At 37.2% G+C, this 25,289-nt stretch carries 35 protein-coding genes and 1 tRNA gene; 16 read left to right on the top strand and 20 right to left on the bottom strand.

Annotated elements, in window-relative coordinates:
• Positions 1-25: 25 nt before the first annotated feature.
• Positions 26-577 carry a pyruvoyl-dependent arginine decarboxylase gene (locus tag BQ3481_RS10220; RefSeq protein WP_157928564.1) on the bottom strand — a complete coding sequence of 184 codons (552 nt, stop codon included), beginning with the start codon at positions 575-577 and terminating at the stop codon, positions 26-28.
• 92 nt (positions 578-669) lie between these two features.
• Between BQ3481_RS10220 and BQ3481_RS10215 the strand changes: the two genes are divergently transcribed.
• A complete protein-coding gene (locus BQ3481_RS10215; RefSeq protein WP_157928167.1) occupies positions 670-1,611 on the top strand; it encodes a deoxyhypusine synthase in 942 nt (313 codons plus the stop codon).
• A gap of 36 nt (positions 1,612-1,647) precedes the next feature.
• On the opposite strand, the gene thsB is transcribed toward BQ3481_RS10215, so the two are convergent.
• The 5 genes from thsB to BQ3481_RS10190 all read right to left on the bottom strand — a co-directional run bounded on the left by thsB (position 1,648) and on the right by BQ3481_RS10190 (position 4,752).
• The gene (gene thsB, locus BQ3481_RS10210; protein WP_157928166.1) at positions 1,648-3,345 is read right to left on the bottom strand and encodes a thermosome subunit beta; all 1,698 of its coding nucleotides are present in this window, start codon (positions 3,343-3,345) and stop codon (positions 1,648-1,650) included.
• A gap of 77 nt (positions 3,346-3,422) precedes the next feature.
• A complete protein-coding gene (locus BQ3481_RS10205) occupies positions 3,423-3,830 on the bottom strand; it encodes an urease accessory protein UreD (RefSeq protein WP_338140704.1) in 408 nt (135 codons plus the stop codon).
• A 152-nt stretch (positions 3,831-3,982) separates the two neighbouring features.
• Complete coding sequence (locus BQ3481_RS10200) at positions 3,983-4,117, bottom strand: urease accessory protein UreD (protein ID WP_157928164.1); 135 nt, start codon at positions 4,115-4,117, stop codon at positions 3,983-3,985.
• The gene (locus BQ3481_RS10195) at positions 4,117-4,323 is read right to left on the bottom strand and encodes a hypothetical protein (RefSeq protein ID WP_157928163.1); all 207 of its coding nucleotides are present in this window, start codon (positions 4,321-4,323) and stop codon (positions 4,117-4,119) included. The genes BQ3481_RS10200 and BQ3481_RS10195 overlap by 1 nt, the downstream gene beginning before the upstream one ends.
• 72 nt (positions 4,324-4,395) lie before the next feature.
• Positions 4,396-4,752, bottom strand: coding sequence for a GTP-binding protein (locus BQ3481_RS10190; protein ID WP_231911791.1), 357 nt, complete (start codon positions 4,750-4,752; stop codon positions 4,396-4,398).
• 158 nt (positions 4,753-4,910) lie between these two features.
• Here BQ3481_RS10190 and BQ3481_RS11915 point away from each other — a divergent pair, with 158 nt between their 5' ends.
• The 3 genes from BQ3481_RS11915 to BQ3481_RS10180 all read left to right on the top strand — a co-directional run bounded on the left by BQ3481_RS11915 (position 4,911) and on the right by BQ3481_RS10180 (position 6,067).
• The gene (locus tag BQ3481_RS11915; RefSeq protein ID WP_255408309.1) at positions 4,911-5,039 is read left to right on the top strand and encodes a hypothetical protein; all 129 of its coding nucleotides are present in this window, start codon (positions 4,911-4,913) and stop codon (positions 5,037-5,039) included.
• Between the two features lie 110 nt (positions 5,040-5,149).
• Positions 5,150-5,404 (top strand): hypothetical protein, encoded by a 255-nt coding sequence (locus BQ3481_RS10185; RefSeq protein WP_157928162.1) that lies wholly within the window; start codon positions 5,150-5,152, stop codon positions 5,402-5,404.
• Between the two features lie 141 nt (positions 5,405-5,545).
• On the top strand, positions 5,546-6,067 hold the full coding sequence (locus BQ3481_RS10180; RefSeq protein WP_157928161.1) for a hypothetical protein: 522 nt from the start codon (positions 5,546-5,548) through the stop codon (positions 6,065-6,067).
• Positions 6,068-6,111: 44 nt separating this feature from the next.
• Here BQ3481_RS10180 and BQ3481_RS10175 read toward each other — a convergent pair whose 3' ends face one another.
• The gene (locus BQ3481_RS10175) at positions 6,112-6,405 is read right to left on the bottom strand and encodes a hypothetical protein (RefSeq protein ID WP_157928160.1); all 294 of its coding nucleotides are present in this window, start codon (positions 6,403-6,405) and stop codon (positions 6,112-6,114) included.
• A 191-nt stretch (positions 6,406-6,596) separates the two neighbouring features.
• Here BQ3481_RS10175 and BQ3481_RS10170 point away from each other — a divergent pair, with 191 nt between their 5' ends.
• Positions 6,597-7,346 (top strand): ParB/RepB/Spo0J family partition protein, encoded by a 750-nt coding sequence (locus BQ3481_RS10170; protein ID WP_157928159.1) that lies wholly within the window; start codon positions 6,597-6,599, stop codon positions 7,344-7,346.
• A gap of 35 nt (positions 7,347-7,381) precedes the next feature.
• On the opposite strand, the gene BQ3481_RS10165 is transcribed toward BQ3481_RS10170, so the two are convergent.
• Positions 7,382-7,888, bottom strand: coding sequence for a universal stress protein (locus BQ3481_RS10165; RefSeq protein WP_157928158.1), 507 nt, complete (start codon positions 7,886-7,888; stop codon positions 7,382-7,384).
• A 12-nt stretch (positions 7,889-7,900) separates the two neighbouring features.
• Entirely contained in the window at positions 7,901-9,490 is a 1,590-nt protein-coding gene (locus BQ3481_RS10160; protein WP_157928157.1) for a sodium:solute symporter family protein, read from the bottom strand.
• Between the two features lie 204 nt (positions 9,491-9,694).
• On the opposite strand from BQ3481_RS10160, the gene BQ3481_RS10155 reads away from it, so the two are divergent.
• A complete protein-coding gene (locus tag BQ3481_RS10155) occupies positions 9,695-9,880 on the top strand; it encodes a C2H2-type zinc finger protein (protein WP_157928156.1) in 186 nt (61 codons plus the stop codon).
• Positions 9,881-9,901: 21 nt separating this feature from the next.
• Here BQ3481_RS10155 and BQ3481_RS10150 read toward each other — a convergent pair whose 3' ends face one another.
• Positions 9,902-10,417: a tetratricopeptide repeat protein gene (locus BQ3481_RS10150; RefSeq protein ID WP_157928155.1), complete on the bottom strand. Its 516-nt coding sequence runs from the start codon at positions 10,415-10,417 to the stop codon at positions 9,902-9,904.
• 59 nt (positions 10,418-10,476) lie between these two features.
• Positions 10,477-10,614: a hypothetical protein gene (locus tag BQ3481_RS10145; protein ID WP_157928154.1), complete on the bottom strand. Its 138-nt coding sequence runs from the start codon at positions 10,612-10,614 to the stop codon at positions 10,477-10,479.
• 263 nt (positions 10,615-10,877) lie between these two features.
• On the opposite strand from BQ3481_RS10145, the gene BQ3481_RS10140 reads away from it, so the two are divergent.
• Positions 10,878-11,987 (top strand): agmatinase family protein, encoded by a 1,110-nt coding sequence (locus BQ3481_RS10140; RefSeq protein WP_231911790.1) that lies wholly within the window; start codon positions 10,878-10,880, stop codon positions 11,985-11,987.
• 14 nt (positions 11,988-12,001) lie between these two features.
• Complete coding sequence (locus tag BQ3481_RS10135; RefSeq protein ID WP_157928152.1) at positions 12,002-12,403, top strand: urease subunit gamma; 402 nt, start codon at positions 12,002-12,004, stop codon at positions 12,401-12,403.
• Between the two features lie 452 nt (positions 12,404-12,855).
• On the opposite strand, the gene BQ3481_RS10130 is transcribed toward BQ3481_RS10135, so the two are convergent.
• Both BQ3481_RS10130 and BQ3481_RS10125 read right to left on the bottom strand, forming a co-directional pair.
• Positions 12,856-13,296: a GAF domain-containing protein gene (locus BQ3481_RS10130; RefSeq protein ID WP_157928151.1), complete on the bottom strand. Its 441-nt coding sequence runs from the start codon at positions 13,294-13,296 to the stop codon at positions 12,856-12,858.
• Positions 13,297-13,466: 170 nt separating this feature from the next.
• Positions 13,467-13,538 (bottom strand) — tRNA-His (locus BQ3481_RS10125).
• Between the two features lie 174 nt (positions 13,539-13,712).
• Between BQ3481_RS10125 and BQ3481_RS10120 the strand changes: the two genes are divergently transcribed.
• Both BQ3481_RS10120 and BQ3481_RS11910 read left to right on the top strand, forming a co-directional pair.
• Positions 13,713-14,534, top strand: coding sequence for an IS200/IS605 family accessory protein TnpB-related protein (locus tag BQ3481_RS10120; protein ID WP_157928150.1), 822 nt, complete (start codon positions 13,713-13,715; stop codon positions 14,532-14,534).
• A 9-nt stretch (positions 14,535-14,543) separates the two neighbouring features.
• Positions 14,544-14,861 (top strand): zinc ribbon domain-containing protein, encoded by a 318-nt coding sequence (locus BQ3481_RS11910; RefSeq protein ID WP_157928563.1) that lies wholly within the window; start codon positions 14,544-14,546, stop codon positions 14,859-14,861.
• A 53-nt stretch (positions 14,862-14,914) separates the two neighbouring features.
• Here BQ3481_RS11910 and BQ3481_RS10110 read toward each other — a convergent pair whose 3' ends face one another.
• Positions 14,915-15,967, bottom strand: coding sequence for an alcohol dehydrogenase (locus BQ3481_RS10110; RefSeq protein ID WP_157928149.1), 1,053 nt, complete (start codon positions 15,965-15,967; stop codon positions 14,915-14,917).
• 154 nt (positions 15,968-16,121) lie between these two features.
• On the opposite strand from BQ3481_RS10110, the gene BQ3481_RS11905 reads away from it, so the two are divergent.
• Together BQ3481_RS11905 and twy1 are read left to right on the top strand one after the other, a co-directional pair.
• Entirely contained in the window at positions 16,122-16,250 is a 129-nt protein-coding gene (locus tag BQ3481_RS11905) for a hypothetical protein (protein WP_255408306.1), read from the top strand.
• Between the two features lie 41 nt (positions 16,251-16,291).
• A complete protein-coding gene (twy1, locus tag BQ3481_RS10105) occupies positions 16,292-17,320 on the top strand; it encodes a 4-demethylwyosine synthase TYW1 (RefSeq protein ID WP_157928148.1) in 1,029 nt (342 codons plus the stop codon).
• Here the strand turns inward: twy1 and rdgB are convergent.
• Both rdgB and BQ3481_RS10095 read right to left on the bottom strand, forming a co-directional pair.
• Entirely contained in the window at positions 17,280-17,843 is a 564-nt protein-coding gene (rdgB, locus tag BQ3481_RS10100; protein WP_320410697.1) for an RdgB/HAM1 family non-canonical purine NTP pyrophosphatase, read from the bottom strand. The genes twy1 and rdgB overlap by 41 nt on opposite strands.
• Complete coding sequence (locus BQ3481_RS10095) at positions 17,833-18,453, bottom strand: KEOPS complex kinase/ATPase Bud32 (protein ID WP_157928562.1); 621 nt, start codon at positions 18,451-18,453, stop codon at positions 17,833-17,835. The genes rdgB and BQ3481_RS10095 overlap by 11 nt, the downstream gene beginning before the upstream one ends.
• A gap of 118 nt (positions 18,454-18,571) precedes the next feature.
• Between BQ3481_RS10095 and BQ3481_RS10090 the strand changes: the two genes are divergently transcribed.
• Positions 18,572-18,895: a hypothetical protein gene (locus BQ3481_RS10090; RefSeq protein WP_157928146.1), complete on the top strand. Its 324-nt coding sequence runs from the start codon at positions 18,572-18,574 to the stop codon at positions 18,893-18,895.
• On the opposite strand, the gene kae1 is transcribed toward BQ3481_RS10090, so the two are convergent.
• On the bottom strand, positions 18,892-19,875 hold the full coding sequence (gene kae1, locus BQ3481_RS10085) for a KEOPS complex N(6)-L-threonylcarbamoyladenine synthase Kae1 (protein ID WP_157928145.1): 984 nt from the start codon (positions 19,873-19,875) through the stop codon (positions 18,892-18,894). The two genes, BQ3481_RS10090 and kae1, sit on opposite strands and share 4 nt — an antisense overlap.
• Before the next feature lies 1 nt (position 19,876).
• Entirely contained in the window at positions 19,877-21,070 is a 1,194-nt protein-coding gene (locus tag BQ3481_RS10080) for a redox-regulated ATPase YchF (RefSeq protein ID WP_157928144.1), read from the bottom strand.
• A gap of 74 nt (positions 21,071-21,144) precedes the next feature.
• Between BQ3481_RS10080 and BQ3481_RS10075 the strand changes: the two genes are divergently transcribed.
• Positions 21,145-21,696 (top strand): adenylate kinase family protein, encoded by a 552-nt coding sequence (locus BQ3481_RS10075; RefSeq protein ID WP_157928143.1) that lies wholly within the window; start codon positions 21,145-21,147, stop codon positions 21,694-21,696.
• Between the two features lie 34 nt (positions 21,697-21,730).
• Positions 21,731-23,245, top strand: coding sequence for a tRNA guanosine(15) transglycosylase TgtA (gene tgtA / locus BQ3481_RS10070; protein ID WP_157928142.1), 1,515 nt, complete (start codon positions 21,731-21,733; stop codon positions 23,243-23,245).
• Between the two features lie 24 nt (positions 23,246-23,269).
• On the opposite strand, the gene BQ3481_RS10065 is transcribed toward tgtA, so the two are convergent.
• Both BQ3481_RS10065 and BQ3481_RS10060 read right to left on the bottom strand, forming a co-directional pair.
• Entirely contained in the window at positions 23,270-23,572 is a 303-nt protein-coding gene (locus tag BQ3481_RS10065; RefSeq protein WP_101009005.1) for an ATP-binding protein, read from the bottom strand.
• A gap of 120 nt (positions 23,573-23,692) precedes the next feature.
• Positions 23,693-23,914 carry a hypothetical protein gene (locus tag BQ3481_RS10060; protein ID WP_157928141.1) on the bottom strand — a complete coding sequence of 74 codons (222 nt, stop codon included), beginning with the start codon at positions 23,912-23,914 and terminating at the stop codon, positions 23,693-23,695.
• A 118-nt stretch (positions 23,915-24,032) separates the two neighbouring features.
• On the opposite strand from BQ3481_RS10060, the gene BQ3481_RS10055 reads away from it, so the two are divergent.
• Positions 24,033-25,289 (top strand): MBL fold metallo-hydrolase, encoded by a 1,257-nt coding sequence (locus tag BQ3481_RS10055; protein WP_157928140.1) that lies wholly within the window; start codon positions 24,033-24,035, stop codon positions 25,287-25,289.

Here is a 25,289-nt window from a genome sequence, read left to right as displayed (position 1 = left end):
TTTTGCAGTTTGAAAAATAATTATTTTAGAGGATCAATACTGCTGCAGCAAACACTGTAGTCCATCTTCCTTTAGAATTTCCAACTGCACTCTGAGTGATATTCCTAGTTTTGTATATCTGTCCAGATACTTTCCACTGTTGTCTTTTCTGATCCCAATTCTTATCTGCATCAAATGGTATTCCTAATGAAGAGGCTAACATCTGAGCTGCTATATCTTCTGCATAATCACCAGCCTCTTTTTCTGTTTCTCCAAATGATTGATACTCAGATAGATATCCCCATTTTTTCTTGTCTGCGGGTTCTGCTAATCCTACTGAAGCTGCCATCAACCTATGAGGCTCATTAGATTGTTGTCGTGCGTAGATTACGAATTGAACGCTACCAGGGCGAATCAATTTCAAACCTTCGGTACGTGAAATTACTCGCGCTCCAGGAGGAAATATGCTCGAAATCAATACCAAATTCGTGTTTGGAATACCTGCATCACGTAATGCAAATTCAAAGCTTGTGAGTTGGTCTTGATGTACTCCTTTACCCCTAGTAAGGAATATTTTTTTTGGAACTAGATCTAGCATCATCTTCAATTAAACTACAAATATTTAAAATCTCTCTAATCTCAACAAATAAAATTTCAAGAAATTTATACTACGAGGTAAATTAGAAGAGGATGAAAGGCAATGATAGACCAGTAAGAGACATCATAATAAAAAATGGGGATGATCTTCAAAACATATTCAATCAGATGTCAACATCTGGCGGGTTTGAATCAAGAAGCCTTGCTGATGGACTGGAAATTCTCTCAGCAATGATTAACGATAAACAATGTCTAAAATTTCTCTCGTTTGTTGCAGCAATTACATCCACTGGTCTTCGAGGAATAATTGCAGATATGCTCAAGAACAAGATGTTTGATGTTGTTATTACTACATGTGGAGCACTTGATCATGACATAGCAAGATATTTTTCAAATTATTTAGAAGGATCATTTACTCTTGATGATTCAGAACTTTTAGAACAAAATGTTCACAGATTAGGAAATGTGCTTGTTCCCCTAGAAAGCTATGGGCCCATAATTGAAGAAAAGATGCAAGAATTCTTGGAAGAAGCTTACAAATCAGGTAAAAAAGAAATGTTCACTGCAGACATTACTAGAATGATAGGTGAAAATCTGGGAGATGGCTCATTTTTGTATTGGGCATATAAGAACAACATACCAGTAATAGTACCAGGAATAATGGATGGAGGAGTAGGCAGTCAGATCTGGCTTTTTACTCAAAAACACAAGGATTTCAAACTAAATGTGGTAGGAGATAGCGATCTCTTGTCTTCGCTCATTTTTGAGGCAAAGAAATCTGGTGCTTTTATGTTAGGTGGCGGAATATCAAAACATCATACTCTTTGGTGGAATCAATATAGAAATGGTTTGGATTATGCTGTCTACATCACTACGGCACAAGAATTTGACGGAAGTTTGAGTGGAGCACTTGTAAGAGAGGCTATTTCATGGGGCAAGGTAACTCAAAATGCAAAACAAACTACGATACATGCAGAAATAACAACCATTTTACCATTCATCTATTCAGCACTACTTGCCAGAATAAATAGATGAAAAATATGAAAGATTTTCTAATCACGATTTCATAATTCAATAATAATGGTGAGATGGTCGTTGCATCTTACCAAGTTTGTCAAAATGATCGTGAGGTTGGTTACCTCGTGCATGTGAATGTGTTTTTCCATCACCATGAGTATGAGTATACATTATAGGTTGTTTCATGATAACTTCATCCACATGTATCAATAATGATGCTACTTCAGAAGCTGTTTTTATTACCTGTTCCTTGACTGCAAGTGGTTCGATAACATCCTGCGAATACATCTCTCGAACTTTTCTTTCAATTGCATCCACTCCATACCATGAATGAATACGCCCATTGTTATGTTCAGAGTTTTTATTTCTTAACTGAACAATTGTATCAACCATATTCATTCCTGAGTTTCTAGCAATTGTTAGTGGAATTTCTTCAAAGGCTTCAGCAAAATTTTGAATCACAATCTGTTCTTTCCCTTCTATTGAAAGTGATCTTTTTCTAAGCTCATTTGCAATAATCATTTCAGTAGAACCTCCACCAACTACTATAGACGGATTGATAAAGAAATCTTTGAGAACTATTATAGCATCAAGTACCGTACGGTGGTATTCATCAAGCATTCTCTTGGAATTTGCTCGTAATAGTATAGTGACTGATTTTGGATTTTTACATCCTTCTACAAATACCATCTTATCATCACCTACAAATTTCTCATAAACTTTACCTGCAAATCCCAGATGTTTTTCAGATATATTGTCAAGATCAGTCACTGTCAAAGCACCTGATGCTTTTTCCAACCAATGGAGGTCATTTTCTTTTACCCTACGAAGCGATATTATGCCTGCCCTAGACAGGTAATTTTGGGCCGATCGACTAATTCCCTTTTGGGAAACCACAAGATTTGCACCTGAATCAATTATTTTTTGGACTTTTCTCTTTATGTCATCACTTTCTTTCAAAATGTATGCTTGCATTTCTTGCGGAGAGCTAATTACAATCTCTGCATCAGTCTTTGTTCTTTCATCATCAAGCTCTACATTGATTAGAAGAATGTTTGAGTTTTCAATCATCCTTGGCATTCCAGAATAATCTATTGTTTTGTCAATAACCACCCCTCTTACCAGTTGGATATCTGAAGTATTGCCAGGTTTTTCTTCTATTTTAATATCATCTACTTCAACTGTACGATTTACAAAATCTGCAATTGTACAAAATGCGTCAGTTACTAGTTTTGCTACATATTTATTTTCGCTAAATACAGAGATTGCCTTTGTTCGCAAGCATGTTTCAGCCAACTTGAGCATGACTTCTTTATTTGAATAATGAGAAACTTTTGCAATTGATTTTACAATATCAAGTGAATATTCAGTCGCTTTCCTGTATCCTGCCTCAATTGTAGAAGGCGACATACCCAGATCCAGTAATTTTCCCGCCTTTTCAAGCAAAGACCCAGCCAAAATAACTACCGATATTGTTCCATCACCAACTTCATTGTCAACAGAATTTGAAGCATCTATCATTGCCTTGGCAGCAGGGTGTTCAACGTCGATTTTACGCAACATCGTAGAGCCATTCTTTGTCAAGGTAGCTTCACCCAAAAGATCAATGTAGATTTTTTCAAACCCTCTAGGTCCAAATGAGGTTTTGATAAGATCAGCAATTAATTGTCCAGCAAGTAAATTGTATCTTCGCGTTTCTTCGCCTACAGAGAATTGTGTACCTTCACCAAGTATGCCATCTGTAAAACTCATGTAGATATAAAGGATTTAGTAATTATAAAACTTCTGATCAGCAAGATTTCAAATTCTAAAAAATTGAAAAATGCGAATTATACAATATTTACTGATGAGTTTTGAGTTGTAGACGTTATTGGAGAATTTTTCTCAGTAAAAGATCGAAGGATGTCAGTAACATGTTCTGCCAGAGTCACAATTTCAGAAACAGAGTTAGCAAGTATTCTTACAATAATGCCAGAATTATTGGGTAAGGTAGAGCAACTAGCCAAAAAAGAGGCATTTACAGCTGAATTGATTTTATCCACAATCATTTCTACAGATATAGAATCTCTAATTATGTAAATTGTCAAAAATATGTCTTTTCCTCCAAATATTGATTCAAAATTTGCCTTGTCTTTACGACTCAAGTTCATGACATCTGTGAAAAGTATCTTACCATTCCTACTAGCTGAAGTACGAAGAAAACAAAGATCAAAATCAAATTTTTCGCCAGATGCAATACAACCTGCCTATATGATCTCTGAATAGATGAGAATGGCATCTTTTTCAACTTCAAGATTTACTTCTTGATAAAACTAGATGATTTGAATGGGATAATCTGGTGTGGAACAAATTCCAGATAGCTACCTTCTTGACTGAGTATGTCAATGTATTAAGAAGCATAGCCGTTTTCCATCTTGTAAATTTTGGTTGCTGATTGAGTCGTGATTCTTGCGGTAGAATTTTTTCCCATTACAACATTAATTTTCTGTTCATCGCCTTGCAGAATACCTCCAGAAGATGACATTATGTAGATATGAGCAAAATACGGATTTTAGAATCAGGATACATTGCTTTTTGAATTAAAAACGGTGCTTTTGATGACAGTGATTTGATATATGTTTTAGAATCATCATTTGTATGAAGTTCTATCCGTATAACACCATTTTGACCTGGCATTTTGAATTCTTTATTTACATAGTTTTTGAAAATGTCTGGAATGAGTGAATTCATCTTGTTTGATCCTTTTTGACAATAGGTTTTTTGTCAAACAGTATTGATTTTATTATGTGTTCAGCAAGTCATCTAGTCCTTCACCGGTTTGACAATTAACAAATACGTATGGTTTCTCTGCTCGCATTTTTTTGCATCTTTTTTCATCATAGCAAGATCTGCTCCCACGTGTGATGCAAGATCAATTTTATTGATCACAAGCATGTCACAACTCTCTATTCCCAGTCCGCCTTTTCTAGGATATTTGTCTCCACCAGCTACATCTACTATGTAAATTAAATAATCTGCGAGAGCTGGACTGAAGGTAGTCATGACATTATCACCTCCACTTTCAATTATGATCATGTCAAGAGTGGGATCTTTCTTTTCTATTTCATCAATTACAGCCAAATTTATCGTTGGATCTTCGCGTATTGCAGATGCGGACAACCTCCAGTAGCTATTCCTATAATCATATTTTCAGGCATAACTTTTAGTTCTGTAGAAAGTATTCGTTGCATTCGTTCTGCGTCTTCTTTTGATATAACATCGTTTGATATTATGCAACATCTGTAACTTTTACTTCAAAACTAGTAATAAAAAATGGTTTGAAAAAGAAATTACTCCCAGTCAAAAATTGCAGAAAGATTGGCAAGAAAAATATGCTCTACAACAACGCAGTTCCAAAAATAGAGATTGATCCTGAAACCCACAAAGTTACAGTTGATATGAAGTGAATCACATCAGAGCCAGCACAAAAATTGTCCTTGGCTAGACTGTATCATTTGTTTTAGTTCGACAATCGAAAATCAATATATTTTTATATTTACTAATCATATACTAATTCATGACTCCAGTCAAGACACGCGATGAAGTTGAAAAAGCTTCTAGAAAAATAACAGAGTCACTATATGGTACTGAAATCCAAGATTTCAAGATCAGAGAACTCTTTGCTTTACCAGAAAAGGGCCCTCAAGACTCATGGGATGTACAAGTGACTTTTCTGTTAAACAAATTGAAACACACCGTAGATTTGGTTATTCAACAGAAAGATGGGCACGTAACCAATACAAGATTAATTGATACAATGGTTCCCTTATAGGACCATTGCCAAAAATATTTTTAATTATTTTTAAACAATAGATTTTATCACATTCCTACAATCGTATCATCTCCAGAAAACTATGTGATTTTATTTAAATACTAATTAAAGATTTTTAATGCAACTCATTGTTCAAATCATATGCCCAGTCAAGGATATGGAACAATAGGACTAAAACCTGCCATCATAACTACACTACAAAAAGCCACTGATGAATACTATCCTGGAATGTTCCTACCTAGTGCTTTGATAATTATGATGAATGAGATAAAACGTGAATACTACGAGGTTGGAATGCATAGCATAAAGATTGACTTTTCAGGTCGATACACATCATTAACAGTCAGATCAGATGTGAAGATATGGTTTGAGGAAAACTATAAGATATTAAAAGAAAAATATGAAAAAAAATACAAGGCTAATAACTTTACAAAATTTGCAAGCATTTTCATGCTCAACATGTTTGAATCTAAAGCAGTATCACAAAACAACATGATTAGATTAAAGGAGGCAGACTTTAACTGGTTAAAGTCAGAATATAACCAAAGAAAAAAAGAATACGAGTCAAAATATGGTGTAAGAACATTCGAACACTTTGCAGACATATTTCTAAAGGAGATACTTGAAAGAATCAATTCTGCAAAAAAAATATTAGCATTATAAAAATTCAGATTTCATAAACTCCTAACTGAATATCAGCCTATGATTCAGTTTGACAGAATAGCAAGATTATTGGTAGTCTGTTTTCCTAATCCTGTTTTTAAGAGAAGTCTGAAGGTTAACAAAACATCCAATTTTGTGATACTTGGCATGTCTGTCACTACTCCTTCATGTTTTAGATCATTTATGTAATCAAATATTTCATCCACTGTCACAGGCCCATCTGCCATTCCTAATTCTCCATTTACTGCGTTGTATGTTGCAATATGATAACTTAGGAATGATGTTTTGCTTAGGATTTCTTCAGTATTGATATCAAATCCGAGACTGATTCTTTCCATAGTTTTTTTTAGATCTTTCAAAAACGATTTAAGGTTTAGGGTAAAAAATGTAAACTACTGATTCACAGAGAAAAAATGATGCGTAATCTACATTTTATTTGAAAATTGTTGTAAATTGAGGCATTTTAGCCATAAAATAGCCTAATCTAGGAGAAGGAAATTATAAATACATTTAGTAATTAAATATCATTATGAAAATTAAGAACATTCCCCTCAAGCTCATAGATATTGCAGATGAAAATGTTAGAAAAGACCATCCTTTTGGAGAAGATTCCAGAGACCAATTGATCAAAGATCATTTGTCCAAGTTCGAATTATTACAACCGGTAGTTGTTAGATTTGATAATGCAAGTAAGAGATACAAGTTACTCATAGGTCGCAGGAGATTTTTATCACTGAGTGCAAAGGGAACAAGAGAAATACCTGCAGTAGTAACAGAACTTGAAGGTGCAGAAGCGGAAGCAGCTTCTTTGTTTGAGAATTTAATTCGTAAAGATCTGCCACCAATTGAAAAAGCAAAAATGGTAAGAAAATTAGTTGATTCAACACAGTCAGGCATTACTGGAGTATCAAAAAAATATGGATTGTCTAAAAGTACAGTAAGTGAATGGCTAAGCGTATTGACATTAGCAGAGCCATTGCAACAAGCATTAGAGAGTGGAGAAATAACACTTTATGAAGCAATACAGATTGCAAGAAAACCAAAAGCACTACAAGAAAAATTAGTCAATGCAGTATCTGATGGAAAACTTCAAGAAGTTATGATAAGAACCGGGGTAAAACGCGGAGCACCAAAAGGACTTTTGACTGTACGTCTTGTTTTCAATCCAAAGAAGAAATTTGATAAAAAAATGTGGGATCAATTAAATGATCAAGCTTCTCAAAATGGATTAGAAGTAACAGATTATGTTAAAAACATACTCATGAAACAACTCAACTAGTTCGACGACCGAACTTTAGCCCTGATAAATTTAGCCTATCTTATAGCCAATACTGGACAGTGTGCATATGTTATAACATCATTAGCTACACTTCCCATAAGGAATTTTTCAATTCCCGTCATGCCTTTTGTTCCAATTACAATCAAATCCATCTTCTGTTTTTTGGCATAATCTATGATTGCTTTCTCTGCTGATGAATCCATTATAACCTCAGAATGCATCTGTATTCCTTCATTCTCACCAAATTCTACTGCTTTTTTGAGTAATTTTTCAGCCTCATTTCTAAGTGCGTCTTGATAGGCCTTGAGTTTTCCACCCCTATAATACGAAAGCAAATCTCCAGTAGCCCCAAATGATGACTTTGCTATCACATGGATAACAGTTAACTCCGCTCCCAAAGATTTTGCCAAAGTTACAGCATATGCAGTTGCTTTGTTCTTATATCCAGACTTGTCAATTGCAACAAGGATTTTGTTTATAGTTACATGTGAATCTTCGAATGTAGTCGTGCCATTTTTTTTGGTTTGATTATTCTTAGACATTTCGTTTCTTTCCTATACAGGTCCTTTCTTGTTGTTATGAGAAATTTGCCTTACATCTATAGGATTATTCCATTCTTTAACATCAGCACCGCTTACTACATCTGCATCACTTGGAATAAGATAAACCACATCATGTCTTGGAGGTGTTCTCTTTTGTGTAGCTAGACTGACTAGTATGAAGACGGGTAATGATATGAGTGGTGGGATCATTGTGTCAAGTCCACCATACTGATAATATGGACTGTCAGATGGTGCTATTGTAATCACAAAGAATAAGATTAATCGCATGATGGAACCTACCACAATTGATGCAACAGCACCAGATGCAGTTGATTTTTTCCAAAAGGTTCCAAAAACGAGCGGGACAAGACATCCAGCTAAAACAATATCAAATGCCAAGATAAGATATGCACCTGGTCTTGGAATAAGATATCCTAATGCAAAAGCGGTAAAGAACATAGGAATCACAAAGAGTCTTGTTGCCACAAGTAATTGACGATCTGACAGTTTTGGTCTTTTGAGTAATTTTGCTATAATATTTCGTTGTAACATGTTCCTAGACAGTACACTTGCTATTGCTAATGTACCGCCATTAGCAGTAGACATACCACAACTGACTGTACTTACAAGCATGAGTATACCGATTACCGCAGGTACATGTTTTATTGCAATGAGTGGATACAGAGTATAAGGATCAGCAAGTTTTGGTTCCAATGTGAATCCAACAATTCCTACCATAGTCACAGGAATTAGAATTAAGAGAGTTATTCCAGCGCCCATGTAACAACTCTTTGTGGCAGTACGACCTCCATCAGCTGCAAATACTCTTTCCATAAAGTCTAATGCGACAATATCTCCCAATCCTAGTGATATTATTGAAGCCCAGTTTAACAAAGCACCATTACCTACACTGTACAAACCTGACATGTCCATGAATCCTGCAGGAGCATTTGCTACTATAGTATCCAATCCGCCAGGAATTGGAGACCATGGTCCTATGAAGTACAAGAATCCAGCCCAAAATCCTATCACAGCCAAATAGATGTGGAAAATATCCGTGTATGCACAAGAGAACAATCCTCCAAAATATGTATAGAGTAAGACAACTGCCGTAGAAATTAGCATTGCATAGATTAATGGAATCTGTAACACTACTGATAAAATATATCCACTTGCAGCAAGGTTACCAGCAACAAGGACTATGAAACTGATTGCCATGACGGTTCCCGACATTACTTCAGTTGTGTTCCCATATCGTCTATAGTAGAAATCTGCAAGTGTAATCATATTCATACGGTTAAATCGTTTTCCAAAAAATAATCCAGTCAACACAAGACAAATAGCCAATCCCAAAGGAATGACAGCACCTCCCCAAAAACCACCAGTGAATGTTAATGAGACATTTCCAAGTGATGCATTACCATCAACTGCTTCTGACACCAGCATTGTACCTATGAAGAAAAGTGGCAAACTTTTTCCAGCAACAATGTATCGCTTGCTACTTTTTTTGACAAATTTTACTGCAATAACTCCAATGAATGCAGTTGCACCAACGAATGCTAGAACTATAATCGGATAATAAAGTGGAATTGTGTCGGCCATCCCGTATGATTAGTAATTATATATTAATAAATATGCCGGTATTTTGACAGGTTTCGACAGTCGAATAATAAATAAGATCGTAGATCAAAAAATCATAAAAATAGTTTGAACCTAAAAAATCACTAGACAAACAACTAAATAAAAAAACAATTTGTTAGATCTACCTAGAAATTTTTATATAAAAACAAATTCAATGAGCAATAATTGTTTGGAAAAAAAAGTTACGGATGTGGCGCATGCGGTATGCAATTTAAAGACCGTGAGGATTTGCTCAATCATGCACAAGAGATTCATGATAAAAAGACAACCTACCTGTGCATAACATGTGATGAATCATTTGAAAATGAATCATCTTTTAGAATGCATATGATTCGCAATCATAAAATTTGAATTCATCTCACGAATAAAATTTTATGACTTCATTTTCTTTAATTTGCTAAAAAGTAGTGGATCGAGTTTTTTTGCAGTGTCAAAACTTCTTTGGGATTCATTTATTTTTCCCAACATAGATAGCCCACGACCCTTGTTATACCATGCTTTTGCATATTTTTCGTTGATTTCTATCGCTTTGTTGAAGCATTCAATTGCTTCATCAAGTTTATTTAATTTTAAGAGCGTCAACCCCTGATTGTGCCAAGTTATAGAATTTGAAGGATCAATCTCCAATGCCCTAGAAAAAGATTCGATCGCTTCATTTTTTCTTCCTTGTTTGTCCAGCATCAATCCACGATCTCCCCACGCAAAATCATTTTTAGAGTTTATTTCTATAGCCTTGTTGAAATATTCAAGCGCTCGGTCATAATGCCTATCATTTGCAAGATCTTCACCTAACTTCACCAAGTCTTCTGAAGCTTCTTTTCTTGAAACTTTCTTGTATTCTACTGGAGGAATTTCGGATCTATTCTTCTTAAACCAGTGAAATATCATGTTATGTGATAACACATAGTGATTTAAATTAGTATTTATTAAAAAATAAATAGAGAAAATTAAGATTCTTCAGATTCTACCTTGTGTAAATCGTCTTCTTTTTTGTCACCTTTTATTCCAATTGTGCCTACAAACAAGAAGAATCCGGCTGCAACCAATATTGCAGCAAACATTCCATAAACCCCACTTAAATCCATCCCCCTATTATTAATTCCAGCATATTTAAAATTTTATTTACATGAACAATTTTTGCAGGTAAATTTTGATCTGTAGTACATTGTTTGCTTGAGGTAATTTTTTGATCATTTTTCTTCTGATTTAACACGTAGATTACGGAACTCTTTTCACAATTTATGAATCCAGTACAAAAAAGTTCGACTGCAGAACTAATTCGAAAACGTAGATTACTTAGACAAATTTAAGTATATAGTAATGTAATACTAAAGTGATTAATATGGGTATGGAATTCTACGGAGAATCATACAAGGGCAATGACGAACCAATTTTTGTGGGAATACCTACGTTCTTGAAATTGCCTTTGCTCAGAAATAAGGCAGAACTGGAAAAAGTCCGTCCAGATGTAGCAATAATAGGAGAACCTTTTGATTTTGGTACAACAATCAGACCAGGTGCTAGATACGGACCTAGAGCCATACGAGCTGCATCTACAGTGCCATCTCCGCCGTATGAGCATTTCAACATTGAAACAGGTGTTGATCCATTTGGGGTTTTTAAAACGGTTGATTATGGAGATGTAAATATTTCACCAGGTGATGTGGTTGAATCCCACAGAAGAATGACTGACAAAGTCAAAGAAGTATTAGACATTGATGGCATTCCTGTCATGCTTGGTGGTGATCATTCCATCACCTTTGCAAATGTACGAGCCTTTGCAAAGAAATACAAGAACATAGGAATGATCCACATTGATACACATGCAGACTGTGCACCACAGGGTCTATGTGGTTTCAAGTATGACCATGGAGCACATATTCGAAGAATAATGGAATTAGGGTGCCTGAAAGGAAAGAATTACACCCTAATTGGACCTCGTGGATACTGGCCAGGTCCAGATCTATACAAATGGATGGCAGATCAAGACTTTCAATGGTTTACTATGCTAGATGTAGAAGAATTAGGCATAGATAGGATTGCCAAAGAAGCTGCAGACAGAGCTAATGACAACGTCGATGCAGTATACATTAGCTGGGATATTGATACGTTTGACCCAGCATATGCTCCAGGAACTGGAGAACCTGAACCAAACGGGCTTACATCCAGAGAAGGTATGAGATTGATGAGATTGCTTTCAACCTCGTTTGATCCAGACAAGTTTGCTTTCGACTTGGTCGAAGTAGCTCCCAACTATGATGTAAGTGATGGTAGTTCATACAACGGTGGAATTACTTCAGGACTTGCAAACCGCTTGATAGTTGAGCTCTTAGCAGGACTATCCCTGACAAAGAAGGGAGAGACTGAAGGTAAACCTGTAAGACCAAAACCTTATCGCGGTACTGGCAACACGTACAGCTTTGGCAAACCCAAAGCCCAGATTCCAAAAAGAAATTGATTAGAATCGAAGTTATGGTAGAAGGGGAGCCAGACATTCCTCCTTCTACCAAACTTTTTGAATTCAAAGATGAAGACGAAGCAATTTTTCTCAACGTAATAGAAATGGTCAAAGACAAACTCTCAAGAAATTTAAAGTTAAACACTCATGAATCTCTAGTGGTATTTTGCGCATACATTGTTAGTGAGATTCGGTCAAGAAAGTCAGAATCACAGATTATAAATGATTCATCGAAAATTTTGACAAGTGAAAATGTCTTGTTCGGAGTGCCAGAAACTTTAAGACAAATTACGTTCAATACTACTGTGGATAATTTGCCAAAAAAGATAATTCAATTCACTAAACCGATTCCAATTATGAATTACATAATGACAGATTCTAAAACCATTGGGATAACCTGTGAGAAACAAAGATAAGAACATTTTTGAAAAAATCTGGACTTCAATGGCAATTATAATTATTTCAGGATTAACTGGAAAGGCAAATGTGGCTACACTTTTTGATGATGAATAGAAAGAATAGGTGATGGATTTGAGGGAGATATTTTGTAATCAATGCAAGAAGTCATTTGGAGTATACAATGAGAAGTTTTTCTCTGAAAAAAATCTTGAAAAATTAAAAAATAGATACGGTTCATTGCATGAATTTTATGGACATGATGTCATCATAAGATGACCGTGCGATCTATGAACTTCTCATAAGTCTAAAACCTAAAATTCCAATCCAATAAGACTCGTTGGGAGAGTTATTCAGTTAGTTTAATTTTCGGCCATAATTTCCGTCAAAAAAGTATTAGACGGGCCCTTGATGGGTTAGTGCAAATAGTTTGATTCCCTCTCCTTTTGGCAAGATAATCACGTGTCATAATTCATGATTTATCCTCGTGACTTTTACTTTTCAAATGTGGCAATAATTCTTCAGCTCGATTTTCCAGTTCCTGCAGTTCGCTGTCGCCAATCTCCCTTTCGTCAGCAAAGGCCACCCCCAAAACAGCCACGATTGCATCATCATGATCTCTGATCGGAATGGCAACTGCCGCCTTTGCATCCACCGCTCTTGCTCCGGGACGCACGTTACCGGAACGGTCGTCTTTGAGATTGCAGGTCTTTATCGGTTTTCCTTGCTCTAACGCCAAACCGGCCATCCCTTTCCCGGACGGAATCCAGTTCATAGCTTCCTTTACCGCATCAGGGATATTTATCGCAGCTGCAAGACGTAGACCTTGACCCTCGCACATATGCACAGTTCCTGCTGCCGCGCCGATTTCAACCAATAATTGTCTTAACCCATCCTGAAATTGCTCATTCATTATTTCAACTATCTACGAGCTCCAAGGCAAAAAGCTTTCCCCGCGAGTCCACTACAAAAGTTCGATATTAGTGGAACATTTTGATTTCTCCGAAGCTATCTTCCTACAATTCCTTGGCCATTCACACCATAAAGACGGGGAGTAAGGGAATTAAACTAAAAGGTGAGGAGGGCCCTTGAGGGGAATCGAACCCCTGTCCGGGGATCCACAGTCCCCTATACTCGCCACTGTACTACAAGGGCCACATGAAGAAAATCTTTTGCAATCCAGTATTAATCTTAACTCAACTGGACAAATGCCAACTTTTAGTGTGCCTGTATTACTTTTTGTTACAATCGGTTCTGTCGGGTTGTCGAGTGACATACAAACGATAAATACCGTCAAAAACAACTATGTAGGACATCATTGGCAACCAAATGTATAAAACAACATACCAATCACCACATGAACTTTTGTACATGATGGAAACATTCAGGCAAATGGTAAATGATTGTATCAGAATTGGAATAGCAAACAATTGTTCAACCATGAAAAGACTATCAATGTTATCATACAAGGAACTGAGCAATTACAAAATACTATCATATTACAAGTTAACTGCAATATCTCAGGCATCTGGAAGGTTGGCATTGATGAAAAAAGACATCAAGAAGGGAAGAACTTCAAAATCTCCATATGTATCAAAACCATATCTAGTTTCTTGCTATGGTTTCAAGATAATTGGTGCATTGCTGTCAATTCCAATGTACCATGGCGACAAGTTTTTGGTCAAACTAAACAATCATACAATATCACAACTAGAAAATGTAGAACCACGTTCATTCACGATAACACCAAACTCTATCTCAATCTCAGTAAGAAAAACTATTGAGCAAATCATTCCACAAAACGTTATTGGTATAGACAGAAACCTCAGAAACATCACAACGTTTGATGGAGAAAAATCAATAATGTACAAGACCAACAAGTTACTATCAATAAAAGAAAACACATCTCATGTGATATCATCTTTCAAGAGACTTGATGTAAGAGTGAAGAAATCATACCAACAAAGATTAGGTAATCGCAAAAGCAGGAGAATACAACAGCATTTACACAAAATATCAAAGGACATCGTACAAAGAGCCGTAGAATCAAAATCAATCATAGTTATGGAAGATTTGAAAGGAATCAGGAAGTTATACAGAAAGGGAAACGGTCAGGGAAACAAGTATCGCAGAAAATTAAACTCATGGTAGTTCTATGAACTGCAAAGGCAGATTGCATACAAGGCAGAATGGGAAAGGATTCCTGTTGAATTCATAGATCCTAAACGCACAAGCCAACTCTGTCCAATATGCGGAGATAGACTCCAAGAGGACAAGTTTCAACGAAGAAAATTGTTGTGCATTAATTGTAAGAGAACGATGGACAGGGATGTAATTGCATCCATGAATATTGCTTACAAGGGGTGGAGTAGGTTTTGCCATCCTCGAGGGTTTCCAATTGAAGCGGTGAACGGGAACGTGGACACGCCACTAATCCTGCGAGTCGATGGAAGCAAGTTGATTGTAGGGAAGAAATGATGTCCAAATTATTTATCGCCCGACAACCCGACAGAACCTTACAATCAGAGAGTTTATGGATTAATAATTCCCCTGCCGATTATCTTTCCTTCTTTGAGCATCGTTAGCGCTTCCGTAGCTTGGTTGAGTTTGAATCTGTTTGAGATCACAGGCTTTATTATTTCTCTGCGAGCAAGCGAAATCAATTCTATCATATCAGTCATAGAACCGGTGTATGAACCCATGAGCTTGTATGCCCTAGTAGGCATTGTTACAAGATTTAGTTGTAGAGAGCCACCAAAGAGTCCTACAAGAACAACACGTGCTCTACGCCTGAGTATCTGCATATCAGTTTCTACTGATTTTGTAGCATTAACAAAATCAATTACAGCATCAGCTCCCAAGTTGCCTGTTAATTCCATTATGGCTTTTACAGGATCTTCCTTGGCGGAATTGATAGTAAAGTCTGCTCCGCTTTGTTTTGCAATTTTTAATTTATCATCATTAACATCTAATGAAATTATTCTTGCGCCGCTGATGGCTTTGGCCAACTGTATACCCATCAATCCAAGACCTCCAGCACCTACAACTACCACATTATCACCAGGGTTTAATTTAGCAGTCTTGATTGCACCATAAGCAGTAAGAGCAGAACAAGACAGAGGAGCACATACATCTGTATCCATGTCATTTATTTTTGCCAGATATCTGTAATGTGGAACAAGAACATATTCGGCATAACCGCCATCATTGTAAACACCCAAGGATCTAGGCTTGTCACAAAGGTTTTCCTCGCCAACTCTGCAAGCTGGACACAGACCTTCTCCTATCCAAGGAAACACCAAAACTTTTTCATTCTTTACAAATCCTTCTACATCCTCACCCATACTCTCCACTATTCCAGCTACCTCATGTCCAGGAGTCAATGGATACTTTACACCCCTATCAGTTGTTTTCATGAATGAACCGGCAGGACCCTCATATCCGCCATCCCACAGGTGTATGTCACTGTGACATACGCCGGCTGATTCTACTTTAATGAGAACTTGGGAACCGCGAGGTTTTGGAGTTTCAAGAGACTGGATTTCAAGTGGTTCTTTTACTTTTACTATTCTTGCAGCATTCATGTAGTAAGGTTATCAACATGTCATATAAGATAGTTTTGTGAAATGATCCAGTGTTACAATCCAGTAAATCTTTAGATCAGGTTGTAACATTTTACCAATTATTTTCTGAAAATCAAGGTTAGGTTTATTAGCAACAGAAAAACTAATCGAAAATATGAAGATAAGAATGTGGTGGGTTTCTATGGGAATCGCTGCAGGAGTGGTCTTTTATGCCATGCTATATCTAGGAACAGTTCTCTGTGTTCCAATGGAAAATGCTCCATGCGTGTCATTTTTGAAATAGGTCACCCTAGATTTATTTAAAACCAGTGCAAAAACCTAGTCATGAGTTGTTCTGGGGAAACTGTTAAAGTTGAGGACGAGTTCATTCAGATCAAACCATTAATTTTAGATCAATTAAAAAAAGCAAAATATGGAATTGCAGATCATGCAACTGTAGAGCTATGCCACTGGACAAAAAAATCATTCAAAGATGACGGCCAGTGTTACAAACACAAGTTCTATGGCATTTCGACTCACAGATGCATGGAATTTTCACCAGCTGGAATGTTTTGTGAAAATAGATGCGTATACTGCTGGAGACCAATGGAGTTTTACAGCGCTCTAAAAATGCCAGTAGAAAAAGTTGCACCCCCAGAGGTCATCATGGTTAACTTGATGGAAGAGCGGAGAAAGTTGATCATGGGCCACTATGGAGACCCAAAAAGTAACAAAGAGAAACTTGACGAATCACTTCTTCCCAGCCATTATGCAATCTCATTATCAGGCGAGCCTACAATGTATCCCCAATTACCAGATCTAATAAAATATCTAAAGAATCTACAAAATACAAAGTCAATTTTCCTTGTAACCAATGGTCAGGAACCTGAAATGCTAGAAAGGCTAAGGGACGAGGATGCGTTGCCAACACAGTTATACCTCTCAACAAATGCCCCAAACTCCGAGATATTCACACTTGTAAACAGACCCAAGTACAAAGACGCATGGGAGAGATGGAACACAAGTCTTGAAATGCTTGCAGAACTTGATACAAGAACTGTACTGCGGTTCACGTTAATCAAAGGCTATAATGCCGATGAAAAGTTGATTCCAGAATATGTAGACATGGTAACGCGTTCCGGGGCACACTTTATAGAAATAAAATCGTACATGCATGTGGGAAGATCAACTAACAGACTGGAATATTCAAACTCTCCAGATATGTCCGAAATAAGATATTTTGCAAACGAGCTTGCAAAACAGAGTGAGATCTATTCAGTCATGGATGAAAGCGACATGTCAAGAATTGTTGTTCTCCAAAATCAAAAACGATTCATGGATCGCTGGATTTCTTCTTACTCAGATACCAATTAGAAAAATTTTTCAATGCCAGATACCTATGAGAGATTTTGTTTTTTTCTGCAAGTTGAGAATATGTTTTATTTTCCCCCGATGGGATAAAAATAGGATCAAAACCCCATCGTTTACCCTGCTCTTTTTTTGATATTACTCCATTCACACCAGCACTGAACAAATGTACATTACCATGTTTTTCACAGTACGCAATAACTGATCTAAATATTGCATCACGTTTCATGGGCACAAGCCTTAGAATCCCTTTGTTGCCAATAGTATCAAATACAAATGATGAATATGGTCCTGGGAATCCATTTAATGATTTTATAAAGAGACCTGCATCTTCAACAATCACGGGCCTTGAACAGATAGAAAATGCTTGCATGGCCTTGTGTGTTGCAATTTCTTCCAAAGTATCTGCCTGAATTTCTTGGAGAGTGTATTTTAAAAATTTCAGTTTTAGGCCGAATTCTGATGCAATGTCTTTTGCCTCTTCAAACTTGTTTTTGTTTGAACTTGCAAAAAATATGTCAGACAACATTTGCATACCTGCCCCTTTTTTCTATTACTAAAACTTGATTGATGACCTTGTCTGTGAAAAGGCTTCCCAGTATCTCTTGGTATCCCAGTGTAAATGATATCCACGCATCATCTACAATTTGAGCATGTGCGCTGTTTAGAACTTCCTTGAATAAACGAAGATCAATTGCATAATCATCGACCTTGTCAGTTTTTTGTGAAAGTCCAAAGTCAAGTATTACAAGTCCCCTGGGAGAGAGAATAAAGTTTGATGTGGTCAAATCTCCATGCATTATGCCGTTCTTGTGAAGAATTCCAACTAGTTTTCCTATTTCCTTACATGTTTTTACAATTTGTTTGGCAGGTAGGTCTCTAACTAGTTTACCTTGTATGAATTGGAGGTATATCTCACATTTTTTCTCATCTACAAAATAAACAAGGGGGGTAGTCACTCCAAAGGACTTGGCTTCTGAGATCATTTTTGCTTCCCTTATTGTTCTCAGAGTCCGTATGCGTGTATCAAGTGAATGAACCCGGTAATCTTTCTTTTTTCTGATTTTTAAAATAGAATCATGACCATTCCAAGATGTAAGATAGATGTCTGCCTCTGCACCTTTTTTGACAAGTTTCAATGAGAGATCAAAAAGTCTTTGCATAATTTAAGTTACAATTATGGTGTCATAGAATTAGTTTTTTGAAATAATAATTTTCTAAATATACAATTATAACACAGGATACAAGACAAGTGTCATGGAATCAGACGAGAAGCGGATAACGCAAGAAGATTGCTCCGAAGACTCGTTAGGTCCTGGCATTCTCACACTGACAAACAAGAGGATTGCCTTTGACAAGACATCAGGGAGAATAATTGATTTCTCAAAGAAGTTTGGGCAAACAGTTCTTGAAGCTAACCTAAATCAGATAACAGAGGTAGCAAAAGAAGGTCGGCTAATAAAAAAAGTGAGAATAAAGGTAAAGACAGACGAAAGTGAAAAAACCTACAAGTTTGGAGTGTACAACACAGGCAAGTGGGAAAAGGATGTAAAGGAAGCTATTTCCAAGTACTCTCCCTAGTAAAGAATTTCAACAGTATCTAGACGCCACGATTGTTTTACAAAAGTATCTTCTATAGTTATTCCAGGTTTCTTTGAGGATTCCAACAGTCCTATCCAAGATATTTGCGAACCGCAATCCCCAGAATATTCTTTTGGCGCTACAAAAAACTTGCAATCATGTCTTGCACATATGCTTGAAAGTATGTTGGACAATCTCTTGTTTGCAGCAACCCCGCCAACAACCAAGAGTTCTTTTTTTCCCGTAAATGAGAGTGCTCTTTCCGTGGCTTCTCCCATCATAGAGAACGCAGTTTCCTGCAGTGAGAAACACGCAGCCTCTATTCCCCTTGGAATCGCTCTTTTTGTTGCAGACAAGAGACCTGAGAATGATACATCATTTCCTTTTACAACATATGGTAATGGTACATACTCTGTTGATTGTGATGCAAGTTCTTCGATCTTAGGACCGCAAGGCGATGCAAAGCCTGCATACCTTCCAATTTGATCAAGTAGTTGACCTACAGTAATATCCAGTGTTTCACCAAAAACTCTCCATTTCTTTGAAAGAAATGCCAAGATCATCGTGTGGCCCCCCGAAACAAGCAGTACAAGCGGGTCTTTTGCTCCAGTCAGCATTTTTCCTAGTTCGATATGACCCAATGCATGATTTACTGGATATATCGGGATGCCATAATATGCAGATAGAGACCTGGCTACAACTGCACCAATTCTCAAACAAGGGCCAAGCCCGGGGCCTGCCGCATATGATATCATGTCAATATCATCAATCTTCACATTTGCTTTTTTGAGACACTCTGAGAGAACCTCTGGTGAATTCTCCGCATGATGGCGTGATGCCTCCCTAGGATGAATTCCCTCTCCCGCTGGAGGTCTGTAGATCTTTCTTACATCAGATAGTATTTTTCCTTGTTTTCCTTTTCTTTCTACTATTGCACAAGAAAATGTGTGGGCAGTACTTTCTATTCCAAGACAGAGCATTTTATCCCCTACTCAAAGTTGATACAATTTTCAAGACATCTCCATTTTTGAGCTGATATTCTGCACCAACTCTTTGTTTTGTCTTTGCATCAATGGCAAAAAGAAATCCTTTTGCAAGGTCTTGATGTATGGATTTTGCCAAGTCTCGTGCGGTAGAGCCCACACGCAAGAGCTTTGCATCAGGCAGTATCTCTCCATTTTTGTTAGATAGCTTTGTTTCGTCTTCTACTGGAAATACAGTAATCAGTTTTAAAAGATCAAAACATGCACAATCAAGAGCCTGCTGGATTCCAGTTCCGCCTAATTTTGACATGACTTTTTCTGCCAACTCCAATGCCTTTTGCTGTTGAGGATTCAGATTTATTCCATTTTTTATCTTGAAGGACTTGGCGCCTGGCAGATATTCTATGATTCCATTCTTTGCTGCTTTTCTGAGAAGAAGTTCGGTTTCTGCACTACATGCAATAGTTGGATGTGTTTTTTTAAACTCGTCGAGGATGCTAAGATCATGACAGAGATCTGATTTATTTGCAGCTATCATGATGGGTTTTGTTCGTTTTCTGAGTGTTTTAACAAATGACAAGAGATCGTCCTCACTCCAATCATGTGGTTTCTTTGATTGTAGATTCAAGTTATGCAGTACGTGTTCTACGTCATACTCGTCTATCCCAAGTCCGCTAAACCGTTGTGCAATAGCCTGAATTACCTTGCCACTTTTGCTTTCCAATTCCCTGGCAAGTTTTTGCCATTCTCGTTGAAGTATCTGTTTCATCCATTGATCAAATTCATCCTCAACAAATTTAACATCTTCAAGTGGGTCATGAGATCCAGCAGGAACTGATTGGCCCTGTATATCAGTAGAGCCAGATGCATCTATCACATGGATTAAAACTTCGGATGTTCTTGCATCATCCAGGAATTTGTTACCAAGGCCTTTGCCCTCATGAGCACCTGGGACAAGGCCTGCAACATCGATTAACTTGATTGCCACATACCTAGTTCCACTAGTGCATAATGGATGATTGTGTTCTATGGCAAAATGCTTGCATGCGCAATCAGTTTTCACATAGGCAATTCCCACATTTGGTTCAATAGTTGTAAACGGGTAATTACCAATCTGTGCACTAGTCTGAGTAGCAGCTGAGAAAAATGTAGATTTTCCAACATTTGTTTTTCCCAGCAGGCCAATTTGCATGCAAAAGAGTTCAAGGCATGCTCTTTTATTAGCATTCCAAAAATGTTTAATTTCAATCCATTTCAGGATATTTATTGAAAATAATAACTGGAAGCCCCGGAACAGGCAAACACACCATATCAAAATTGATTTCAGAAAAGCTAAACCTTGAGATGGTCGATATCAACAGAATTGCAATAGAGCAAGGGCTGGCCAGGAAAAATAATGGAACTCTTGATGTAGATGTAAACAAATTGAAGAAGATAATAGACAAAAAAATATCAAAAAATTCCATACTAGTAGGACATCTTGCGCCATATGTGATATCTTCAAGAAATGTCGAAGTTTCAATAGTGTTAAGAAAAAGCCCATACAAGCTTCAACGCATATACAAAAGGAGAAGGTATTCTGGCAAAAAATCGCTTGAAAATCTTGGCAGCGAAATACTTGGCATTACATATTATGATACGGTACATGAATTTGGAAAGAAAAAGACCTTTCAGATTGATACAAGTGATAGAACAATTTCCGATACGGCAAAAAAGGTAGAATCAATATTCAAGAGAGCGAGGACAAGGGATGATAAAGTAGACTGGCTGCAGATGATTCTCAAAAAAGGAGACATGCAAAAATTCTTTCCATACTAGGTTCAAATTACGCCATATGAGGCTATAATGTAAAATGTTTGAGATAAAAAAATCTGATCTTGCCGCAAGGATAGGAACACTTTACACAAACCATGGCAAAATTGAGACTCCAGCGTTTGTTCCAGTAATTCATCCAGTGAAACAAAAAATTCCTGCTAAAAAATTAAGAGAAATGGGATTTGATCTAGTAATAACAAATGCGTACATCACGCTGAAGAGATATGGAGATGAGGCATTAAAACAAGGCATCCACAAGATAATTGACTATGATGGTGCAATCATGACAGACTCTGGAGGATACCAGGTCTTGGAGTACGGAGATATTGATGTAGATTATAGAAAAATTGCAGATTTTGAAAAGGGGATAAAGACAGACATTGCCATTCCTTTAGATCGTCCAACAGGACTTGGACTATCAAAAAAGAAGGCAATCGAATACGTACAGCACACACTCCGGGTCTCAAAGGAGACCCTGGACTCAAGAGACGACAATAGCCAGATATGGGTGGGGCCAATTCAAGGAAGCGAACATTCTGATCTAGTTACAAAATCAACCAAGGCACTTGTTGATTCAGGTTTTCAGATGTTAGCATTAGGCAGTCCAGTTGAGTTTATGGAATCATACGAATACAATCTTCTTGCTAAAATGATAATGACAGCAAAGAAAAATATTCCAGACTCCATTCCGCTTCATCTGTTTGGGGCAGGACATCCACTTACTATACCTCTTGCAGTATCGCTTGGTTGTGATACATTTGACTCTGCGTCATACATGTTATATGCAAAACATGACAGATACATCATGGAAGACGGTACGGCTCATCTTTCCGAGATGGCTTATTTTTCCTGCAATTGCGAGGTCTGTACCAAACTAAAACCGAAGGAGATGATGACACTAGATAAAGAGGACAGAACCAACAAGATAGCACTTCACAATCTTTATGCCATAAAGGCCGAAGTGGACCGAGTAAAAGAAGCCATTCATGAGGGACGATTATGGGAGTATACCATAAAAAAGGCAAGAGCGCACCCCAAGTTATTTGAAAGCATATCCATCTTTACAAAGAATACCACATTTTTCACAGAGACCACCCCGCGATACAAAGAAAATGCAGTGTTTCTTTTTTCCAAGGAAGACCAGTTCAGACCAGAACTTGGGAGGTTTCATTCCATGGTACGCAAATTTAGAACAAAAAAGAAAACATTGGTAATCATACCAGACGGAAGCATAAGGCCATTTTATACTTCGTCAGAGTATAACAATCTAAAAAAGAAATTTTCTTCAAATCTTGACGACATACAGTTTTGCCAGTACAATCCATACCTTGGAATAATTCCATTGGAATTGTCAGACATTTATCCTGCTGCGCATTATGTGATATCTGATACAGAGTATAACCAAGACGAGTTTCCAGAATTTGCCAAAACTTGGAGCATGTTTTTGAAGAATAACAAATTCAAGAACATCTATACAACAAAGAATGAATTTTTAAAATATCATTCCAAAGGTTTGAAAATAAAAATTAAATTTTTCAATATCAAAAAATAATAAAAAAGAAGATAGATTCCGCTTTTATAGTGCGGCGTCTTCTGCCCAGCCTTTTACGAATATACCATTCTTGTGTAGAGGTACTGGTTGGCCTGGAGTGTAAGTCATTGGTCTCATCCAGAAGATTGCTTTTGTTGGGCAAACTCCAATGCATGCTCCGTCTGAGATGCATCTTTCTGGATAAAATACAAATGCTTTACCTCTCTTCCAACCATCTACTGGTTTTACACGAAGAACGTCTGGGCCAAGAGAAGTACAGATTTCTACACATAGTGCACAACCTATACATCTCTGCTCATCAACGTCTGGAAGAATTGCGATTGGCATTCTGTTTTTGATCTTTCATCGTTTGCTATTTAAATGATCTGCAAAATCTATAACGGAGTTATAGAATTATTTCAATTTTAAAAAGAAAAGAAAAACAAAAAGAAGGTATAAATGATATTTTTACTTCTTTATTTGGCGCATTGCTTCAATCTGGCCTGATGTTACCCAGTCAAGCAATTCCGCAGATGTAGGATTTAGATCTCCTTTCTGATTCATCATATTATGAACCCAAATCCAGTTTACTTGATTCAATAATGGTTTGTTTCCTTCATCGCCTCTTCGAACTTTGTCTCTGAGGTCTTTTGGGATTGTACTCCACCATTGTTCAAAAGTTCTACCCATACTCGGATCATTTTTTTTTGATCTAATTAAGTCTTTTGTAAATTGTGCAAGCAGTATAACAGATCAGGTAAGGAAGAGTGCTAAAGATTTAAAAGTACTTTGAAAAAGTTTTGAATTCTTGCAAGTAAGAGTTCTGGGCGCTGCCAAGGAAGTAGGCAGATCAGCTTTTCAGGTCAATTGTAACGGGGCTAGTTTTCTACTAGACTATGGCGTAGAGCTAAAAAAGGAATCACTATACCCGATTGCAGTCAACCCACGTGAAATTACTGCAGCCATCATAACTCATGCCCACTTGGACCACTCGGGAAACATGCCGTCACTTTTTGTAAACGGCAGCACTGATGTATATGCCACTCCTCCTACATTTGACCTGTCACGGTTATTGATTGAAGACATGCTTAGAATTCAAAAAAGTCAACTGCCATATGATTTTGCTAGTGTTTCAAAGATGATGATGTATTCAAAGGAAATAAAATATAGAGAAAAAGTGGAGCGGGGAAATGCCTCTTTTCAACTACTTGAATCAGGCCATGTTTTAGGTGGTGCGTCAGTCCTAGTTGAATCTGAAAATAAGAGGCTGTTTTACACGGCAGACATCAATCCAAGGGGATCCAGAATGTTAAGGGATGCAGACCTTGATTTTGGTGAAGTGGACATGGTAATCACAGAAAGTACCTATTCTCAGACAAACCAGATGCCTAGAAATGAATCAGAAGAAAAATTCATGGAGTTTGCATATGAAGTGTTGGACAGAAAAGGTTCTTTGTTTGTACCTGCCTTTTCAGTGGAAAGATCCCAGGAGATTGCATGTGTGCTCAAGAATGCAGGGTTCAAACACAGAGTAGTAATGGACGGAATGGCAGTCAAGGTAAATGAGATAATGCTAAACTATCCGGAATATTTGCGCGACTCTAAAGTTTTTGCAGATTCTGTCAATCAGGCAGTTTGGATCAAGGGAGAAAAAGAAAGAAAGAATGCATTAAGCGAACCGTCTGTGATAATTTCACCTGCAGGTATGCTAGTTGGCGGTTCAGCAGTATTTTATTTACAAAACCTGGCAGCAGACAAGAGAAATGGAATTGCATTGGTTTCGTATCAAGGAGAAGGAACACCTGGAAGAAAACTTTTGGATACTGGAATGGTCGGCATGAGAGGAAAGGAATTCAAGTGTGAAGCGGAGGTAAGGCAGTTTGAATTTTCAGGACACGCAGACAGGAACTCTCTTTTTGAAATGATTAAAAAGATCAAAGGCAATCCCAAAGTCCTCACTATTCACGGTGATAAGGATTCTTGTACAACGTTTGCAGATGAGATACATGAGAAGTTTGGATTTGATGCCTATGCACCAGATGCTGGCCAAACAATAACAGTATAA

The organism is Candidatus Nitrosotalea okcheonensis, assembly GCF_900177045.1.
Lineage (GTDB): Archaea > Thermoproteota > Nitrososphaeria > Nitrososphaerales > Nitrosopumilaceae > Nitrosotalea > Nitrosotalea okcheonensis.
Note: the sequence above shows the minus strand (reverse complement) of the source record. Positions and strands in the feature narration are given on the sequence as shown.

Excerpts from the sequence above, each read along its gene's own strand:
- BQ3481_RS10080 (WP_157928144.1), bottom strand. The coding sequence starts at position 21,070 with ATGCAAATTGGCCTGCTGGGAAAAACAAATGTTGGAAAATCTACATTT.
- BQ3481_RS11905 (WP_255408306.1), top strand. The coding sequence starts at position 16,122 with ATGAAGATAAGAATGTGGTGGGTTTCTATGGGAATCGCTGCAGGAGTG.
- BQ3481_RS10200 (WP_157928164.1), bottom strand. The coding sequence starts at position 4,117 with ATGTCATCTTCTGGAGGTATTCTGCAAGGCGATGAACAGAAAATTAAT.
- twy1 (WP_157928148.1), top strand. The coding sequence starts at position 16,292 with ATGAGTTGTTCTGGGGAAACTGTTAAAGTTGAGGACGAGTTCATTCAG.
- BQ3481_RS10165 (WP_157928158.1), bottom strand. The coding sequence starts at position 7,888 with ATGTCTAAGAATAATCAAACCAAAAAAAATGGCACGACTACATTCGAA.
- tgtA (WP_157928142.1), top strand. The coding sequence starts at position 21,731 with ATGTTTGAGATAAAAAAATCTGATCTTGCCGCAAGGATAGGAACACTT.
- kae1 (WP_157928145.1), bottom strand. The coding sequence starts at position 19,875 with ATGCTCTGTCTTGGAATAGAAAGTACTGCCCACACATTTTCTTGTGCA.
- BQ3481_RS10140 (WP_231911790.1), top strand. The coding sequence starts at position 10,878 with ATGGAATTCTACGGAGAATCATACAAGGGCAATGACGAACCAATTTTT.
- thsB (WP_157928166.1), bottom strand. The coding sequence starts at position 3,345 with ATGAGTTTTACAGATGGCATACTTGGTGAAGGTACACAATTCTCTGTA.
- BQ3481_RS10160 (WP_157928157.1), bottom strand. The coding sequence starts at position 9,490 with ATGGCCGACACAATTCCACTTTATTATCCGATTATAGTTCTAGCATTC.
- BQ3481_RS10185 (WP_157928162.1), top strand. The coding sequence starts at position 5,150 with ATGACTCCAGTCAAGACACGCGATGAAGTTGAAAAAGCTTCTAGAAAA.
- BQ3481_RS10170 (WP_157928159.1), top strand. The coding sequence starts at position 6,597 with ATGAAAATTAAGAACATTCCCCTCAAGCTCATAGATATTGCAGATGAA.
- BQ3481_RS10180 (WP_157928161.1), top strand. The coding sequence starts at position 5,546 with ATGCCCAGTCAAGGATATGGAACAATAGGACTAAAACCTGCCATCATA.
- BQ3481_RS10120 (WP_157928150.1), top strand. The coding sequence starts at position 13,713 with ATGTATAAAACAACATACCAATCACCACATGAACTTTTGTACATGATG.
- BQ3481_RS10065 (WP_101009005.1), bottom strand. The coding sequence starts at position 23,572 with ATGCCAATCGCAATTCTTCCAGACGTTGATGAGCAGAGATGTATAGGT.
- BQ3481_RS10130 (WP_157928151.1), bottom strand. The coding sequence starts at position 13,296 with ATGAATGAGCAATTTCAGGATGGGTTAAGACAATTATTGGTTGAAATC.
- rdgB (WP_320410697.1), bottom strand. The coding sequence starts at position 17,843 with ATGTTGTCTGACATATTTTTTGCAAGTTCAAACAAAAACAAGTTTGAA.
- BQ3481_RS10175 (WP_157928160.1), bottom strand. The coding sequence starts at position 6,405 with ATGGAAAGAATCAGTCTCGGATTTGATATCAATACTGAAGAAATCCTA.
- BQ3481_RS10195 (WP_157928163.1), bottom strand. The coding sequence starts at position 4,323 with ATGAATTCACTCATTCCAGACATTTTCAAAAACTATGTAAATAAAGAA.
- BQ3481_RS10150 (WP_157928155.1), bottom strand. The coding sequence starts at position 10,417 with ATGATATTTCACTGGTTTAAGAAGAATAGATCCGAAATTCCTCCAGTA.
- BQ3481_RS10090 (WP_157928146.1), top strand. The coding sequence starts at position 18,572 with ATGGAATCAGACGAGAAGCGGATAACGCAAGAAGATTGCTCCGAAGAC.
- BQ3481_RS10145 (WP_157928154.1), bottom strand. The coding sequence starts at position 10,614 with ATGGATTTAAGTGGGGTTTATGGAATGTTTGCTGCAATATTGGTTGCA.
- BQ3481_RS10220 (WP_157928564.1), bottom strand. The coding sequence starts at position 577 with ATGCTAGATCTAGTTCCAAAAAAAATATTCCTTACTAGGGGTAAAGGA.
- BQ3481_RS10135 (WP_157928152.1), top strand. The coding sequence starts at position 12,002 with ATGGTAGAAGGGGAGCCAGACATTCCTCCTTCTACCAAACTTTTTGAA.
- BQ3481_RS10060 (WP_157928141.1), bottom strand. The coding sequence starts at position 23,914 with ATGGGTAGAACTTTTGAACAATGGTGGAGTACAATCCCAAAAGACCTC.
- BQ3481_RS10110 (WP_157928149.1), bottom strand. The coding sequence starts at position 15,967 with ATGAATGCTGCAAGAATAGTAAAAGTAAAAGAACCACTTGAAATCCAG.
- BQ3481_RS10215 (WP_157928167.1), top strand. The coding sequence starts at position 670 with ATGAAAGGCAATGATAGACCAGTAAGAGACATCATAATAAAAAATGGG.